The organism is Saccharopolyspora taberi, from assembly GCF_039534165.1.
In the GTDB taxonomy this organism is placed as follows: domain Bacteria; phylum Actinomycetota; class Actinomycetes; order Mycobacteriales; family Pseudonocardiaceae; genus Saccharopolyspora_D; species Saccharopolyspora_D taberi.
This window is the reverse complement of sequence record NZ_BAAAUX010000016.1, coordinates 170,818-185,682: the sequence shown is the minus strand read 5'-3', so window position 1 is coordinate 185,682 and position 14,865 is coordinate 170,818. Positions and strand designations below refer to the sequence as shown.

Sequence of the window (14,865 nt, the reverse complement as noted above, 5' to 3'; positions counted from 1 at the left end):
CCCGAGGTCGCGAGTGACGGCGGTCTCGCTGGCGCTACCCGTTGATTCCCCCGGAACGAGCGACCCGCCGACCTCGGCATGCCTGAGGCGCCGAGAGGGTAGCTCATGCGGAATCGGCACACGCATCAGGTCACCCGTAGGTGTGGTGTTGGCTGCACCGCAGCGGCGGTGTAGATCATCCCGGCGGCGGCTCGCGGCGAATTCCGGTTGCGGCCCGCAACGGGCTCAGGCGTCATGTACCGGGGGTTTCGCGAGGGCCGCCGGGTCCGCGGTGATCGGCAACGAGTGCGATACGACGGCCTGTCCGGCACCGCGGAACCAAACGTGAACGCCTAGGCTGATCCACCAGGGATCCGTACTGGCGGTTGGTCAAGGGGAGGGTGGCAGGACGTGTCTGCCGTGAGCTCGAGGTGGGGCCGACGTGGACCTCGGTACCGGCGGCGGCGGCCACTGCCCGCTCTGCTGGTCCTGGTGGTGCTCGTGGTGATGTCCGGCTTCCTGTGGACCCGGATCTTCGAGGCTGTCCCCGACGTCGAGACCGCGACCACCTGCAACCCGCCGAGCCCGCGCACCACGCCGCCGGAGCCGGGCGAGCCCGAGCAGGCGGCGCTGGGCCGGATGCTGCCGCGCAACGCGCTCGACCGGACCTCGCCGATCCCCCCGCAGGACATCCAGGTGCGGGTGCTCAACGGCAACGGCGAGCGCAGGCAGGCGTCGCTGATCAGCAACGAGCTCAACGGCCTCGGCTTCGCCAAGGGCGGTGATCCGGACAACGACCCGGTGTATGCGAACTACGACCTGAACTGCCACGGCCAGATCCGCTTCGGCGGCGCGGGCGTGAGCGCGGCCCGGACGCTGAGCCTGATCGCGCCGTGCGCGCAGCTGGTCCGCGACGAGCGCCCGGACGCCGGCGTCGACTTCGCGCTGGGGTCGAAGTTCGACGACATCAAGACCACCGCCGAGGCCCGGCAGGTGCTCCAGGAGCTGGAGAACTGGGTTCCGCAGCGCGACGGCCAGGGCGGCGCGCAGCAGGAGGTCAACCCGCCCGCGATCGACCCGGAGCTGCTGGAGGCCGCCCGCGACGTGCACTGCTGACCGCGATCCGCCGGAGGACCGGCGCCCGGCCCGGGCGCCGGTCCTCCGTGCTGATACGCCACCGAACGGGCTTACACGCCGCCGAACCGCAGCAACGCGTCCTTGAGGTCGTCGGCGACACCGGGCGTCGCGCAGACGAGGGTGCCGTCGGCGAAGCCGTCGCCCGACTCCCCGGGCAGCCGCAGTCGAGCACCGGCCTCGGCCGCGATGAGCGCCCCGGCGGCCCAGTCCCACCGGTTGAGACCGAGTTCGTAGAAGCCGTCCAGCCAGCCCGCAGCGACCGCGCACAGGTCCAGCGCGGCCGAGCCGCTGCGCCGGATGTCGCGGACCTCGGCGAGCAGCTTGCCCGCGGTCTCGGCCTGCACCTTGCGGCGCTCGACCGTGTAGGCGAAGCCGGTGCCGATCAGGGCGAGGTCGAGGCGCTCGGCGGCCGAGACCCGCAGCCGCCGGTCGCCGAGGAACGCGCCGACGCCGAGCGCGGCGCTCCAGACCCGGCCCGACACCGGCTCGACGACCGCGCCCGCCACCGACCGGCCGTCGACCTGCGCGGCCAGCGACACCGCGTACCACGGGAAGCCGTAGAGGTAGTTCACCGTGCCGTCGATCGGATCGACGACCCAGCGCAGGCCGTCCAGCGCGTGGTCACCGCCCTCCTCCTCGCCGAGCACCGACTCCCCCGGCCGGAGTTCGGCGAGCCGGTCGCGCACCAGCCGTTCGGCCGCGCGGTCGCCCGCGGTGACGACATCGGTCTCGGCGCTCTTGGTGTCCACCGCACCGTCCGTGACAGCTTCGTCACGCACCGTGCGCGCCAAGTCGGCCGCTTCACCCGCGACCTGCACCGCAACACCCCGGAGGGCTTCCACATCGAGCTGATTAGCCAATCCCACGCACACATCGCAACACAACGCGGTTAAGGTCTGCACACCTTGGTCTGAATCGAATAGGAAGGATCCAGCCATGGGAGCTGCCCGCGGTTTCGGCGTGGACATCGGCGGGTCCGGCATCAAGGGGTCGGTGGTGGACATCGACGCCGGGGTGCTGGCAGAGGAGCGCATGCGCATCCCGACCCCGCATCCCTCGACACCGGCGGCGGTCGCCGACGCGGTGGCCGAGATCGTCGAGAAGTTCGCCTGGACCGGCCCGGTGGGCGTCACGCTGCCCTGCGTCGTCAAGCAGGGCACGGCGCACACCGCCGCGAACGTCGACAAAAGCTGGATCGGTACAGACGCGCAGGGCCTGTTCGCCGAACGGCTCGGCCGCTCGCGCGACGAGGTCGTCGTGCTCAACGACGCCGACGCGGCCGGGCTGGCCGAGATGCGTTCCGGTGCGGGTGCGGGTCACCAGGGCCTGGTGGTGCTGCTGACCTTCGGCACCGGCATCGGCAGCGCGATGTTCGTCGACGGCAAGCTGATCCCGAACACCGAGTTCGGCCACATCGAGGTCGACGGCCACGACGCCGAGACCCAGGCCGCCGCGTCGGTCAAGGACAACCTGGAGCTGTCCTACCCGCAGTGGGCCGAGCGGGTCGCGCGCTACATCGCGGGCCTGGAGAAGTTCCTCTGGCCGGACCTGATCATCGCAGGTGGCGGGGTCAGCAAGAAGGCCGAGAAGTGGCTCCCACTGCTCGACGGCCGCACCCCGATCGTGGCCGCGGAGCTGAAGAACGACGCGGGCATCGTCGGTGCCGCCACGGCCGCCGCGGCGGGCATCGGGCACTGAACCGGAATGCGCGGGCGCGGTGCGGCTCCGCCTTGCAGCGGAACCGCACTCGTCCATCGCAGTTACAATGGAACACGGCCCGCCTGATCCGAGGCCGAGGGGCAAGTCCGTGAGCTGGGCTCAGGTACTTGTTCGCCAGGACTCGGGTGGTGGGTTGTCCCCGACCTTTGGCGGCCGAGGTTTCGCGCCCTCCGGCCAGCCCTGATCGACCGTCGCGAAAGGGCGTACGTGGCAGCCGCAGAAACCGCAACCCGACGCTCCAGCTCCGCTGCTACCTCTGGCGGTGCCCAGTCCGAGCCTGCCCAGGCGAATGCCGCGGCCGAAGCCGAGGAGCCGAAGAAGTCGACGCCGCGCAAGACCGCGGCCAAGAGTTCGACCGGCGCCAAGTCGACCGCCCGCAAGACCACCGCGAAGACGGCGGCCAAGAAGGGCACCAAGGCTCCGGCCAAGTCGGCGAAGTCCGGCTCCGCCAAGGGCAGCGGCGAGAGCATGGAGATCGACGAACCGATCGAGACCGATCTGACGTCTCCCGACGTGGCCGACCTGGCCGAGGTCGAGGTGGAGATCCCGGAGGAACCGCAGGTTCCCGAGGACGAGGACGGCAAGGCCGACTCGGACTTCGTCTGGGACGAGGAGGAGTCCGAGGCGCTCCGGCAGGCCCGCAAGGACGCCGAGCTGACCGCCTCCGCCGACTCGGTCCGCGCCTACCTCAAGCAGATCGGCAAGGTCGCACTGCTCAACGCCGAGGAGGAGGTCGAGCTCGCCAAGCGCATCGAGGCCGGGCTCTACGCGGCGGAGCGGCTGCGGCAGGCCGAGGAGGCCGAGGAGCGGCTGGCCATGCAGATGCGGCGCGACCTGCGCTGGATCGTGCGGGACGGTGAGCGGGCGAAGAACCACCTGCTGGAGGCCAACCTCCGGCTCGTGGTCAGCCTCGCCAAGCGCTACACCGGCCGCGGCATGGCGTTCCTGGACCTGATCCAGGAGGGCAACCTCGGCCTGATCCGAGCGGTCGAGAAGTTCGACTACACCAAGGGCTACAAGTTCTCGACCTACGCCACCTGGTGGATCCGGCAGGCGATCACCCGGGCCATGGCCGACCAGGCCCGGACCATCCGCATCCCGGTGCACATGGTCGAGGTCATCAACAAGCTCGGCCGAATCCAGCGCGAGCTGCTCCAGGACCTGGGCCGCGAGCCCACGCCGGAGGAGCTGGCCAAGGAAATGGACAACACCCCGGAGAAGGTGCTGGAGATCCAGCAGTACGCCCGGGAGCCCATCTCGCTGGACCAGACCATCGGCGACGAGGGCGACAGCCAGCTCGGCGACTTCATCGAGGACTCCGAGGCGGTCGTCGCGGTCGACGCCGTGTCGTTCACGCTGCTGCAGGACCAGCTCCAGTCGGTGCTCGCGACGCTGTCGGAGCGGGAGGCCGGCGTGGTCCGGCTGCGCTTCGGCCTCACCGACGGCCAGCCGCGGACGCTGGACGAGATCGGGCAGGTCTACGGCGTGACCCGGGAGCGGATTCGCCAGATCGAGTCCAAGACGATGTCGAAGCTGCGGCATCCGTCGCGTTCCCAGGTGCTTCGCGACTACCTGGACTGAGCAGAACGGCCGAGAAGGCCGCTGCCCCCGCGCGGGGCGGCGGCCTTCTCGCGTTGTTCACCCCGACGGACCACCTGCATGCCCCGGGGAGCGGGTCACAGCGGGCCCGCCGCGGACCATCATGTTGATCATGGGGAAACCGCCGTCTCCGGACCAGCAGCGCGTCCTGTCGACCCGGACGATCGTCGCGTGGGCGATCGGGCTGTGCCTGCTGGCAGCGGTGTCGATCGTCGTGCTGTGGTCGCTGCTGGACTCGGGCGGCCCGCATTCGTCGATCCGGCTCGACATCCTGCGCACCGCGTTCAGCATCGTCGTCGGAGGCGGTGGCGCCGCCGGACTGCTGCTGGCCGCCCGGCGGCAGCGGGCCACCGAGCTGGAAATCGCGCAGAAAGGCCACGACGCCACCGAGACCCGGGTGACCGAGCTCTACGGGCGCGCCGCCGACCAGCTCGGCAGCGACAAGGCTCCGGTGCGCCTCGCGGGCGTCCTCGCCCTGGAACGGCTCGCCCAGAGCCACCCGGAGCACCGCCAGACCATCGTGGACCTCGTCTGCGCCTACCTGCGGATGCCGTTCGACCCGCTCGACGACGCCGGAGGCGCCGCACAGGAGCTGGAGGTCCGGCAGAGCGCGCAGCAGGTGCTCACCGGGCACCTGAGGCCGGACGACGACGCGGCGTTCTGGCCGGACGTGCGGCTCAACCTCTCCGCGGCGACGTTGAACACGATGACCTTCACCCGGTGCCGGGTCCGGTCCGCCTCCTTCGCCGGCGCCCGGTTCATCGGCCCGGCGGTGTTCCGGGGCACGACCTTCGAACAGGTCGCGGACTTCCGGAACGTGCGGTTCACCGGCCTCGCCGACTTCCGCCGGGTCACCTTCGACGGCGAGGGTTCGAACTTCCGGGGCGCGGCGTTCGAGGCCGAGGTGGACTTCGGCAGCCACACCTCGGCGGTGCTCACCGGAGCGCACGCGATGGCCGGGTCCGGAGCCCGGCGGAAGTGGCCCGAGGGCTGGGCCGAGGACCCGGATCCGGATCGGCAGGACTGGGCCGTTCTGGTGAGATCGCGCTAAGAAGCTGCGCCGCTGACGGAACCCGCGATAGAAATTGGTCGTCATACCCGTTGAGGACCAACAAACGCGAGGAGGACGACATGTTCTGCTACGACGACATGCCGGTACTCCGAAGCGCTTGGAGCGCGGTGCGGACGCCACTGGACGACGTGGTGACCGCGGGCAGGACCTCGGCGGAATCAGCGCGCGGCTGGGCGGTCGCGTAGGCCGCGAGGGCTCCTGCCCCGGCCTCCCGTCCCAGTCATTCCTTACGCCCGACCGGCATCCGTGGCGTTTCCGGAACGCTCCGGCGGAGTTCCCGCGCGGCTGGGTGGTCGCGCGGGCGCCGGAGCACCGTTAAAACGCCACCGGGATTTCCGCGAAGCGGAAGGCGTTCCCGCCATTCGGACCAGCCGATCATGTCCCCGGTGTTCGCCCGCAGCGGAACGGCACCGGTCGCAACCCTGCCCAAAATGTGACAAGGGACACGAAAAAACTGGGTCCGGAGGTTCCTCGCAACCTGTCGGACAACCGGATTTTGGCTTGTCACAACGGTTTTGACACTGTTGATCACGCTGCGCGACCGGCGCTGCTGCAACCGGGTGCTTCGACGTGACGACGGTCGCCACACGGTTCGGGAACACTGACTTCCGCCCAAGCGTCTGCAAGAGTGGAGCCAACGAGCACCGACCTCACCGCCAGTGGGCCACCGGTGGTCGTAGCAGGATCGAGGGCGCCGGGGAAATTCCGGCGCCGGGACGGAGGGAGATCACGATGCCTGGAACGCTCACCCGCCCCGAGCTGACCGCCGCCGACCGCTGCGACCGCTGCGGGGCCGCTGCGAAGCTCCGCGCCGTACTACCGTCCGGCGGGGAGCTGCTGTTCTGCGGGCACCACGCCCGCGCGTACGAGTCCGGCCTGCGCGAGGTCGAGGCGGACCTGCAGCAGGACGAGCAGTAGAAACCCGGGACGTTCCCCCCACCGGAACCTGCTTCCGGCGGGGGGAACGTCTTTTTCAGCTCAGCGGGTCAGTTCGGCGAGACCTTCCAGCAGCCGGTGGACGTCCTCGGCGGTGCTGTAGTGCGACAGGCTCGCCCGCACGCCGCCTTCCGGCCCCAGCCCGAGGGCGTGCACGGCCTCCCACGCGTAGGAGTGCCCGCGCGAGACGTTGATGCCGCGTTCGGCCAGCCTCTCCGCGACTTCCGCCGGCGTGACACCGTCCACCGTGAAAAGCGCTGTGGGCGTGCACTTTCCGCGTTCGGGTCCGTACCGCCTGACACCGTCCAGCGCGGCGAGCCCGGCGAAGAGCTGTTCCCGCAGGCCTTCCTCGTGGTCGACCACCGCCTGCCTGGACCGCACGAGCTTCTCGGCCCTGCTGCCGTCGGCTTCGGAATCCAGCTCCGCGAGGTGGTCCACCGCCGCGACCACCCCGGCCATCGGCGCGAACGGGTTCGTGCCGAACTCGAAGCGGTCGGGAACGGTGTCCGGTGACGGCAGGAGCCTGTCCGGGTGCAGGGTTTCCAGCGTCCAGTTGTCGGCCGCGACGACCGCGGCCAGGTGCGGGCCCGCCCACTTGTAGGCGCTGGTCGCGTACAGGTCCGCGCCGAGGTCGCCGAGCCGGACCCCGGCGTGCGGGCAGTGATGCACACCATCCACATAGGACAGAGCGCCGACCTCGGCGGCCTTCGCCGTGATCGCGCGCAGGTCCGGCATCGCGCCCAGCAGGTTGGACGCCGCGGTCACCGCCACCAGCTTCGTGTGCTCGCCGATCAGGTCGGTGACGTTGCTCGCGGGCAGTTCGCCGGTCACCGGGTCGATGTCGGCCATCCGCACCGTAGCCCCGGCGCGCAGGGCGCTCTGCACCCACGGCCGGACGTTGGCGTCGTGGTCCAGCCGGGTCACCACCACCTCGTCACCCGGCCGCCAGCCGTCCGCGAGCACCGCCGCGAACCGGTAGGTCAGGGCCGTCATGGTGGGACCGAACACCACGCACCCCGGATCCGGCGCACCCACCAGGTCGGCGACCGCACCGCGCGCCTCGTCGACGATGCGCCCCGCCCGCCGGCTCGACTCGTAGGGCCCGCCCTGGTTGGACACGCCGACCCGGTAGGTGTCGGCCACCGCGTCGATCACCTGCTGGGGAACCTGGGTGCCCGCCGCCCCGTCCAGCCAGACCCGCCCGTCGGCAAGCGCCGGGTACTGCGCACGGATCTTCTCCACGTCGTAAGCCATGGGGACAGACCCTAGGAGCCGGTGCCGCCGGTCACGAGGACATTCCGGGTGAAGGCGTCATCGGTCGCGTCCCGGACGAGTTCCACCACAGTCGGACCGTAGACCTCGGACTCGACGATGCGCAGCACCACGCAGAACCGCCCGCGCGTGCCGTGCGCCCGCAGGAACCTGCGGTAGTGGGTGCCGAGGTAGCGCCCGGCGGCGCGGTTGGCCACCGACGACTGGCCGCAGATCAGGAAGGTCGGCTTGTCCTGCTTGCTCCGGACGATCTTGGCCAGCAGCGCGTACTCCTCCTGGCCCCAGTAGTAGGGGTAGGTCTGACCGCCGAGCTCGATGGTGGGAACCGCGGTCGAGTCGTCCACCGGAGTCCTGACCTCGACGCCGGGCAGCGCCGACCGCAGGTGCGCGACCGTGCGCTGGTTGGCGGCGGGCCCGCCGATGCAGAACTCGGCCTTGTCCCCGAACCCCTGGTAGGTCTGGTCGTGGAAGATCACTTCGGGGCGCGCGCCGCAGTCGCCGATGACCGTCGAGAGCTCCAGCAACGCGGCGGCGTCGTTGCGGTGCACGCTGTGGCTCTGGTTGGACGAGGCGTGCCTGGGAACGACCAGCAGGCACTCGGAGTCGGCGACCAGGCCGAAGAAGTCCCGCTTGCGGCGGATCCGCCGCCGCGCGACCAGCCTGCCGGTCAGCCAGACGACCGAGCCGGTGATGGCGCTGGCGATGATGTTGAGCGCGACGTTCCACGCGTCCCCGAACACGGCCTCACCCCAAGATCGTCACCCGTCCGGGGACAGGCTAGACGGTCACCAGGAGCGCAGGGTGGCGATCCGCTCCTCCAGCTGCTCGACCGTGGCCATCGCGGTCGGCGGACCACCGCAGACCCGCCGCAGCTCGTTGTGGATCGCGCCGTGCGGCTTGCGGGTGCGGTGGTGGTGCAGCGCCACCAGCGTGTTCAGCTCCTTGCGCAGACCCTGCAGGCGCTCCTGCACGGTCTGCGGCTTCGCGCGCTGCTCGGCCTGCTCGGCGGCCTTGGCCGCCTTGTCGGCCGCCTCCCGCTTTCCGACCTCCACGATCTGCTGCGCCTGCCGCTGCTGGAGCAGCGCGCGCACCTGGTCGGGCTCCAGCAGCCCCGGCAGCCCGAGGTAGTCCTGCTCGTCCTCGGAGGTGCCGAACGCGGCGGTGCCGAACGACGAACCGTCGTAGATGACCTGGTCCAGCTCGGCGTCGGCGCCCAGCGAGGTGTAGGCCTTCTCCTCCTCGCCCGGCTCGTCGCGGGACCGGTTGGCCTCGGCCATCAGCTCGTCGTCCCAGCCGTCCTTCTCCCGGTGCGGCTTGCCGAGGACGTGGTCGCGCTCGGCCTCCAGCTGAGCGGCCAGCTCCAGCAGCACCGGAACGCTCGGCAGGAAGATGCTCGCGGTCTCGCCCTTGCGCCGCGCCCGCACGAACCGGCCGATGGCCTGGGCGAAGAACAGCGGCGTCGACGCGCTGGTCGCGTACACGCCCACTGCCAGCCGCGGGACGTCGACGCCCTCGGAGACCATCCGGACCGCGACCATCCAGCGGTCCTCGGACTCCGAGAAGTCCGCGATCCGGCCGGACGCCTTCGGGTCGTCGGAGAGCACCACGACCGGCTCGTCACCGGTGATCCGCTGCAACGTCCTGGCGTAGGCCTTGGCTGTGACGTGGTCGGAGGCGATCACCAGGCCGCCCGCGTCCGGGATGCCACCCTTGCGCAGCTGCGTCAGGCGGGTGTCGGCGGCCTGCAGCACCGACGGGATCCACTCCCCCGACGGGTCCAGCGCCGTGCGCCACGCCCGCGCGGTCTGCTCGGCGGTCAGCGGCTCGCCCAGCCGCGCGCTGTACTCGTCGCCCGCGCTGGTGCGCCAGCGCGTCTCGCCGGAGTAGGCGAGGAAGACCACCGGGCGGACGACGCCGTCGCGCAGCGCGTCCGAGTAGCCGTAGGAGTGGTCCGCGCGGCTGCGCAGCGAGCCGTCGGCGTCGGGCTCGTAGTTGATGAACGGGATCGGCGAGTCGTCGCTGCGGAACGGCGTACCGGTCAGCGCCAGCCTGCGCACCGCCGGGTCGAACGCCTCGCGGACCGCGTCGCCCCACGACTTCGCGTCGCCCGCGTGGTGCACCTCGTCGAGGATCACCAGCGTCTTGCGCCGCTCGGTGCGCACGCGGTGCAGCGTCGGGTGCGCGGCGACCTGCGCGTAGGTGAGCACGACTCCCCGGTAGTCGCTGGAGGTCATGCCGTCGCTGTTGCGGAAGTTCGAGTCCAGCGGGATGCCCGCGCCGCCCGCGGCCAGCGCCCACTGGTGCTTGAGGTGCTCGGTCGGCGCGACGACCGTGACCGACTCGACCGTCCGGTCGGCCAGCAGCTCGGACGCGATCCGCAGCCCGAACGTCGTCTTGCCCGCGCCGGGCGTGGCGACCGCCAGGAAGTCCTGCGGCTTGCTCGACAGGTACCTGGTCAGCGCACGCCGCTGCCAGGCGCGCAGCGGCCGGGACGGAGCCTGCGAGGGGTCGCTGAGAACGGACCGCACCGACTGGTCGAGTTGCGCCTCGGACACGCCTGCTCGCCGCTCCTTCCTGAGTCCGGTCACCGGCGGGGCCCCTGGCGCGCCCCCAGACGCGCGACCCACGCGAAGGCCCCCGCTCCCACCCGGACGAGGGCCGCCGTGCAGCCTACCTCCCCGCCTCGCGCCCGCCTGGCTCCCGGACCCGCCGCCGGCCGGACTGAGATCGGGATGACATCGCCGATTCAGCGGGTCGATGCCCACTCGCAAGTGGCATGCATCATCCTTATAGGCGCCATGGCCGCACCACGTCCCAACGACCAATCCCGGTCGCAGAACGGCTCCGCCCGCCCGGTGAAACGCGGACCCCTGCGTCTGGTGTGGCGCACCGTGTCCAAGGCGTGGTGGGACAACATCTTCTCGGAGTCGGCGGCCGCCGCCTTCTGGCAGACGCTGTCGATGCCGCCGCTGCTGCTGGGGCTGCTGGGCAGCATCGGCTTCGTCGGCGACTGGTTCGGCCCCGAGGTCGTCGACGCCGTGCACAGCAAGATCCTCGGGTTCTCCCGCACGGTGTTCAGCGCCAACGTCGTGGACCAGATCATCGGCCCCACGGTGTCGGACATCCTGACCAAGGGCCGGACCGAGATCGTCTCGGTCGGCTTCCTGCTGTCGCTGTGGGCGGGCTCGTCCGCGCTGGCCTCGCTGGTCGACTCGATCACGCTGGCCTACAACCAGTACATGGTCCGGCACAGCGTGTGGCAGCGGACCTTCGCGCTGCTGCTGTACCTGGTCAGCCTGATCGTCGCGGTGATCGGGCTGCCGGTGATCGCGCTCGGGCCGGACTACCTGGTGCAGGTCGTCCCCCAGGACTTCCAGGACGACATCGCCTGGCTCATCCAGGTCTTCTACTACCCGGCCACCGGCGCGCTGCTGGTCCTGGCGCTGGCCACGCTCTACAAGGTGTCACTGCCGCGCAAGCTGCCCTGGCACCGCGGCCTGCCGGGCGCGCTGGTGGCGATGCTGGTGTTCCTGTGCTCCAGCACCGGCATGCGGCTCTACATCGCGTGGGTCACCAGCACCGGCTACACCTACGGGGCGCTGGCGACGCCGATCGCGTTCCTGCTGTTCGCGTTCTTCATCGGCATGGCCATCATCATCGGCGCGCAGTTCAACAACGCGATCGAGGAGATGTGGCCGGCGAAGATGACGCGCAAGGAGCGGCGCCGCTGGCGGCGGCTGGAGATGCGGCGCGTGGCGCAGCGGCTGCACACCGAGGAGGGCTACCTCGCGTGGCGCAACGGCAACGCCGAGCGGTTCTCCGGCGAGGCGGCCGAGCAGGTCGTCAAGCCGTCGCTGGAACTCCCGCGCAACGGCTCGACTCAGGTGGAGAAGCAGGCAGAACAGCGCGGTGGCTGAGACCACCGCGCGGAACGCGGATCATTCGTCGCCGCCGCCAGGGGGCAGGCCCTCGAAGATCTTCTTGCAGTCGGGGCACACCGGGGAGCCCGGCTTGGGGGACTTCGTCACCGGGAAGACCTCGCCGCACAGGGCCACCACGTGGGTGCCCATGACCGCGGACTCGGCGATCTTGTCCTTCTGGACGTAGTGGAACATCTCCGGGCGGTCGTCACTGGTCTGGTCAGTGGTCTCGGTCCGGGTGTCGGTCTCCGGAAGCGTCATCGTGCTCATACGCACATGATGCCGCACGCGCGCCCCGGACGTCGGCACCGACTCCGGGCGCACGACGGCCGCGGCTACGCGCCCTCGATCACCTGGTGCTCGCGCGCTTCCAGCGCCCGCGAGGAGTGCCGGTAGCGGTTGACCTTCTCCTGCTTGCGCGGCGGCCGGTCGTTGGCGATCAGCACCGCCATCCAGGGCAGTGGCACCGAGATCGCGATGATGATCAGCGACAACCACCACAGCTGCCAGGCCTGGTAGATCAGCGCCGCGAACGCCAGGCACGGGATGCGGCACGCCATCATGATCGCGTACTTGCGGCGGCGGACGGCCTGTTCGTCGTCGTAGGACGGCTTGGCCTCGGTGATCAGAACCGGGGTGTCGTCGCCATGCTGTGAACCACTCACGACACTACCTCCTGGCTTCATCGTCCCACTCCCCTCACGCGGGCGACAGCCCGGATCCGCACCGCCCGTTAACCGGTGGCGAACAGACCCGAAAACCCGACCGGATAGATTCACATCCGACGCGGAGCGGGAGGCGAAATGTTGTACGCGGTGACCAAGCGGTTCGTCGGTTCACTGGCCAGGGCGGTGTACCGGCCGACCGTCATCGACGCCGACAAGGTGCCCGCGACCGGACCGGTGATCCTGGCGCCGAACCACCTCGCCGTGGCGGACAGCTTCATCGTCCCGCTCGTGCTGCCGCGGCCGGTGGCGTTCCTGGCCAAGGCCGAGTACTTCCAGGGCACCGGCCTGCGCGGCGGGATTTCCCGGTGGCTGTTCAGCTCGCTCGGCGCGATCCCGGTGGAGCGCGGGCGCGGCCGGGCGGCCAGGGAAGCGCTCGACGCGGCCGAGAAGGTGCTGGCCGGGGGCGGCGCCTTCGGCATCCACCCGGAGGGAACCCGCTCCCCCGACGGCCGCCTGTACCGGGGCCGGACCGGGGTCGCGCGGCTGGCGCTGAGCTCGGGCGCCCCGGTGGTCCCGGTGGCGCTGGAGGGCACCGACCGGTTGCAGCCGATCGGCACCCGCATCCCGCGCATCCGCCCGGTGACCGTCCGCTTCGGCGACCCGCTGGACTTCTCGCGCTACGACGGCATGGAGAACTCGCTGCCGGTGCTGCGCTCGATCACCGACGAGATCATGTACGCGATCGCCGAGCTCTCCGGGCAGGAGTACGTCGACAAGTACCAGCAGCCCGGCGCGGCGGCGGCCTGACGGCTACTTCTTCGCGGCGGCCTTCTGCTCCTTCTTGAAGGCGCGCACCTCTTCGAGCGTCTGCTTGTCGGTGACGTCGGCGATGGAGCGGCGGGAGCCGTCGTCGCCGTAGGCACCGGCGGCCTCGCGCCAGCCCGCGGGCCGCGCGCCCAGCTGCTTGCCCAGCAGCGCCAGGAAGATCCGCGCCTTCTGGTCGCCGAACCCGGGCAGCGCCTTGAGCCGCTTGAGCACCTCCCGGCCGTCCGGGTCGCCCTCGGTCCAGATGTTGTCGGTGCGGCCGTCGTAGTGCTCGACGACGTACTGGGCGAGCGCGTGCACCCGCTTGGCCATCGAACCGCCGTAGCGGTGGATCGCGGGCTTGGCGACGCACAGCTCGGTGAACTCGTCCAGGTCGCTCTCGGCGATCTTGACGACGTCGAAGCCGCCCATCCGCTCGGCGATCTTGCGCGGCCCGTTGAACGCGACCTCCATCGCGATCTGCTGGTCCAGCAGCATGCCGGTGAGCAGCGCGAACGGGTCCTCGGAGAGGAGCTGGTCGGCGTCGGCGTCACCGGTCAGGTTGAGCTTCTTGGCCATGTCCCCCATCCTGGCACGTCACGGAACGGGCAGCCCTGCCAGTGCTCTGCGCCCCGGCACGGCGAAGGAATCGGCGTGCGCTGCACTAACCGTCCTCGGGTGCCGAATGCGTCGCGGCGGAGAAGGCCGTCTCGTACCGAAGCAGGGTGTCGACGACGATCCGCTGTTGTGCTGGGCTCAGCGGCGTGAGGGCGTGCCGCCACGCGTCGGCCCCCGGAGACAGCCATTCAGCGATGACCGGACGGCTTTCGGGGCTGATGTCGATGATGCGCCGGCGGCGGTCGGCATCGTCCTCGCGCCGCACCAAGACCCCTTTGCGGCTCAGGTCGCTCACGATCAGGCTCACCGTGGTCGGCGCCACCCCCAACTTCTCGGCCAGTTGGGAGACGGCCAGCGGACCGTCGAGCAGGAGCAGGGAAAGCAGCGACAGATGTCTCGGCGCCAGCTCAAGTGACCGCAGCTGTTCCGGCAACGGCAGACGTTTGATCCGGCCGACCAGCCTAGGCATCACCAGGAGCAACTCCCTGACCGCGTCTTCGGTGGTGTCAGGCGTTGACATTCACCCAGCCTCCAGATACTTTTTGATTTAAAGATATTTTGTTATCAAAGGTGTCGACGGAGGACAGCATGCCCCACCTGAGCGTCCACGCACTGGAAAGCGACCTGGCCGGCCGCGAGACCGCGCTGATCGAGAAACTGACCGACGCGGTTGTCGCCGTCTACGGCGACTGGGCCCGAAGCATCGCAGCCGTGCAGTTGATCGGCCTCCCACCCAACCGATGGGGAATCGGCGGCGTGCCGGCACAAGCACCCTCCCCGAGCGTCACGTTCGGCATCAAGGAAGCCGCCTTCAGTCGACCCGACGCCGACGAGATCGTCGCTCGCCTCGTCTCCGGAGTCACGGACGCCATCGTCGACGTCGTCGGAGAACACGTCCGCGAGGGCGTGACGGTCGAACTCGTCGGCACCCCGGTCGGGCGCACCGGCATCGGCGGAGTCGTTCAGACGTCATAGCCGATCCACCGAACCCGCCGAACGGCCACGACCAGCCGACCGGTCAGGTTGAGCGTCTTGGGCATGGCCCCATCCTGGCACGGAGCCCGCTGATGTCCCGCCTAGAGGCGTGATCCCGGGTTTCGGCGGATCACGCGGCTACGCCGAACACGCGGTGCGGAAAACG

General features: G+C 70.3%; 17 protein-coding genes. 9 read left to right on the top strand and 8 right to left on the bottom strand.

Annotated elements, in window-relative coordinates; all coding sequences use genetic code 11:
• Positions 1–390 precede the first annotated feature (390 nt).
• A complete protein-coding gene (gene cei, locus ABD691_RS19700) occupies positions 391–1,095 on the top strand; it encodes an envelope integrity protein Cei (RefSeq protein ID WP_344681793.1) in 705 nt (234 codons plus the stop codon).
• Between the two features lie 71 nt (positions 1,096–1,166).
• On the opposite strand, the gene ABD691_RS19695 is transcribed toward cei, so the two are convergent.
• A complete protein-coding gene (locus tag ABD691_RS19695; protein ID WP_425565123.1) occupies positions 1,167–1,988 on the bottom strand; it encodes an inositol monophosphatase family protein in 822 nt (273 codons plus the stop codon).
• Positions 1,989–2,052: 64 nt separating this feature from the next.
• Between ABD691_RS19695 and ppgK the strand changes: the two genes are divergently transcribed.
• From ppgK to ABD691_RS19670, 5 genes are all read left to right on the top strand, one after another.
• On the top strand, positions 2,053–2,814 hold the full coding sequence (gene ppgK / locus ABD691_RS19690; protein WP_344681791.1) for a polyphosphate--glucose phosphotransferase: 762 nt from the start codon (positions 2,053–2,055) through the stop codon (positions 2,812–2,814).
• Positions 2,815–3,042: 228 nt separating this feature from the next.
• Complete coding sequence (locus ABD691_RS19685; RefSeq protein WP_344681790.1) at positions 3,043–4,416, top strand: RNA polymerase sigma factor; 1,374 nt, start codon at positions 3,043–3,045, stop codon at positions 4,414–4,416.
• Between the two features lie 130 nt (positions 4,417–4,546).
• The gene (locus ABD691_RS19680; RefSeq protein ID WP_344681788.1) at positions 4,547–5,485 is read left to right on the top strand and encodes a pentapeptide repeat-containing protein; all 939 of its coding nucleotides are present in this window, start codon (positions 4,547–4,549) and stop codon (positions 5,483–5,485) included.
• A gap of 50 nt (positions 5,486–5,535) precedes the next feature.
• Positions 5,536–5,691: a hypothetical protein gene (locus ABD691_RS19675; protein WP_344681786.1), complete on the top strand. Its 156-nt coding sequence runs from the start codon at positions 5,536–5,538 to the stop codon at positions 5,689–5,691.
• Between the two features lie 547 nt (positions 5,692–6,238).
• Entirely contained in the window at positions 6,239–6,424 is a 186-nt protein-coding gene (locus ABD691_RS19670; RefSeq protein ID WP_344681785.1) for a DUF7455 domain-containing protein, read from the top strand.
• A gap of 60 nt (positions 6,425–6,484) precedes the next feature.
• Here the strand turns inward: ABD691_RS19670 and ABD691_RS19665 are convergent, their stop codons facing one another.
• Genes ABD691_RS19665 through ABD691_RS19655 form a run of 3 tightly spaced genes read right to left on the bottom strand, consistent with a single transcriptional unit; the run spans position 6,485 to position 10,269 of the window.
• Entirely contained in the window at positions 6,485–7,696 is a 1,212-nt protein-coding gene (locus tag ABD691_RS19665) for a cysteine desulfurase-like protein (protein WP_344681784.1), read from the bottom strand.
• 11 nt (positions 7,697–7,707) lie between these two features.
• Positions 7,708–8,454, bottom strand: a complete 747-nt coding sequence (locus ABD691_RS19660; RefSeq protein ID WP_344681782.1) for a hypothetical protein — start codon at positions 8,452–8,454, stop codon at positions 7,708–7,710.
• 45 nt (positions 8,455–8,499) lie between these two features.
• Entirely contained in the window at positions 8,500–10,269 is a 1,770-nt protein-coding gene (locus tag ABD691_RS19655) for a DEAD/DEAH box helicase (protein WP_425565122.1), read from the bottom strand.
• A gap of 243 nt (positions 10,270–10,512) precedes the next feature.
• Between ABD691_RS19655 and ABD691_RS19650 the strand changes: the two genes are divergently transcribed.
• Complete coding sequence (locus ABD691_RS19650) at positions 10,513–11,631, top strand: YihY/virulence factor BrkB family protein (RefSeq protein ID WP_344681780.1); 1,119 nt, start codon at positions 10,513–10,515, stop codon at positions 11,629–11,631.
• Between the two features lie 21 nt (positions 11,632–11,652).
• Here the strand turns inward: ABD691_RS19650 and ABD691_RS19645 are convergent, their stop codons facing one another.
• Entirely contained in the window at positions 11,653–11,904 is a 252-nt protein-coding gene (locus ABD691_RS19645; protein ID WP_344681778.1) for a DUF3039 domain-containing protein, read from the bottom strand.
• Between the two features lie 65 nt (positions 11,905–11,969).
• The gene (locus ABD691_RS19640; RefSeq protein WP_344681776.1) at positions 11,970–12,320 is read right to left on the bottom strand and encodes a DUF3099 domain-containing protein; all 351 of its coding nucleotides are present in this window, start codon (positions 12,318–12,320) and stop codon (positions 11,970–11,972) included.
• A 117-nt stretch (positions 12,321–12,437) separates the two neighbouring features.
• Here ABD691_RS19640 and ABD691_RS19635 point away from each other — a divergent pair, with 117 nt between their 5' ends.
• Positions 12,438–13,109 carry a lysophospholipid acyltransferase family protein gene (locus ABD691_RS19635; protein ID WP_344681774.1) on the top strand — a complete coding sequence of 224 codons (672 nt, stop codon included), beginning with the start codon at positions 12,438–12,440 and terminating at the stop codon, positions 13,107–13,109.
• A gap of 3 nt (positions 13,110–13,112) precedes the next feature.
• Here ABD691_RS19635 and ABD691_RS19630 read toward each other — a convergent pair whose 3' ends face one another.
• Together ABD691_RS19630 and ABD691_RS19625 are read right to left on the bottom strand one after the other, a co-directional pair.
• Positions 13,113–13,685 (bottom strand): HhH-GPD-type base excision DNA repair protein, encoded by a 573-nt coding sequence (locus ABD691_RS19630; protein WP_344681772.1) that lies wholly within the window; start codon positions 13,683–13,685, stop codon positions 13,113–13,115.
• A gap of 85 nt (positions 13,686–13,770) precedes the next feature.
• Positions 13,771–14,244, bottom strand: coding sequence for a MarR family transcriptional regulator (locus tag ABD691_RS19625; protein WP_344681771.1), 474 nt, complete (start codon positions 14,242–14,244; stop codon positions 13,771–13,773).
• 68 nt (positions 14,245–14,312) lie between these two features.
• On the opposite strand from ABD691_RS19625, the gene ABD691_RS19620 reads away from it, so the two are divergent.
• Positions 14,313–14,699 carry a tautomerase family protein gene (locus tag ABD691_RS19620; protein ID WP_344681769.1) on the top strand — a complete coding sequence of 129 codons (387 nt, stop codon included), beginning with the start codon at positions 14,313–14,315 and terminating at the stop codon, positions 14,697–14,699.
• The last annotated feature ends 166 nt before the right edge of the window (positions 14,700–14,865 follow it).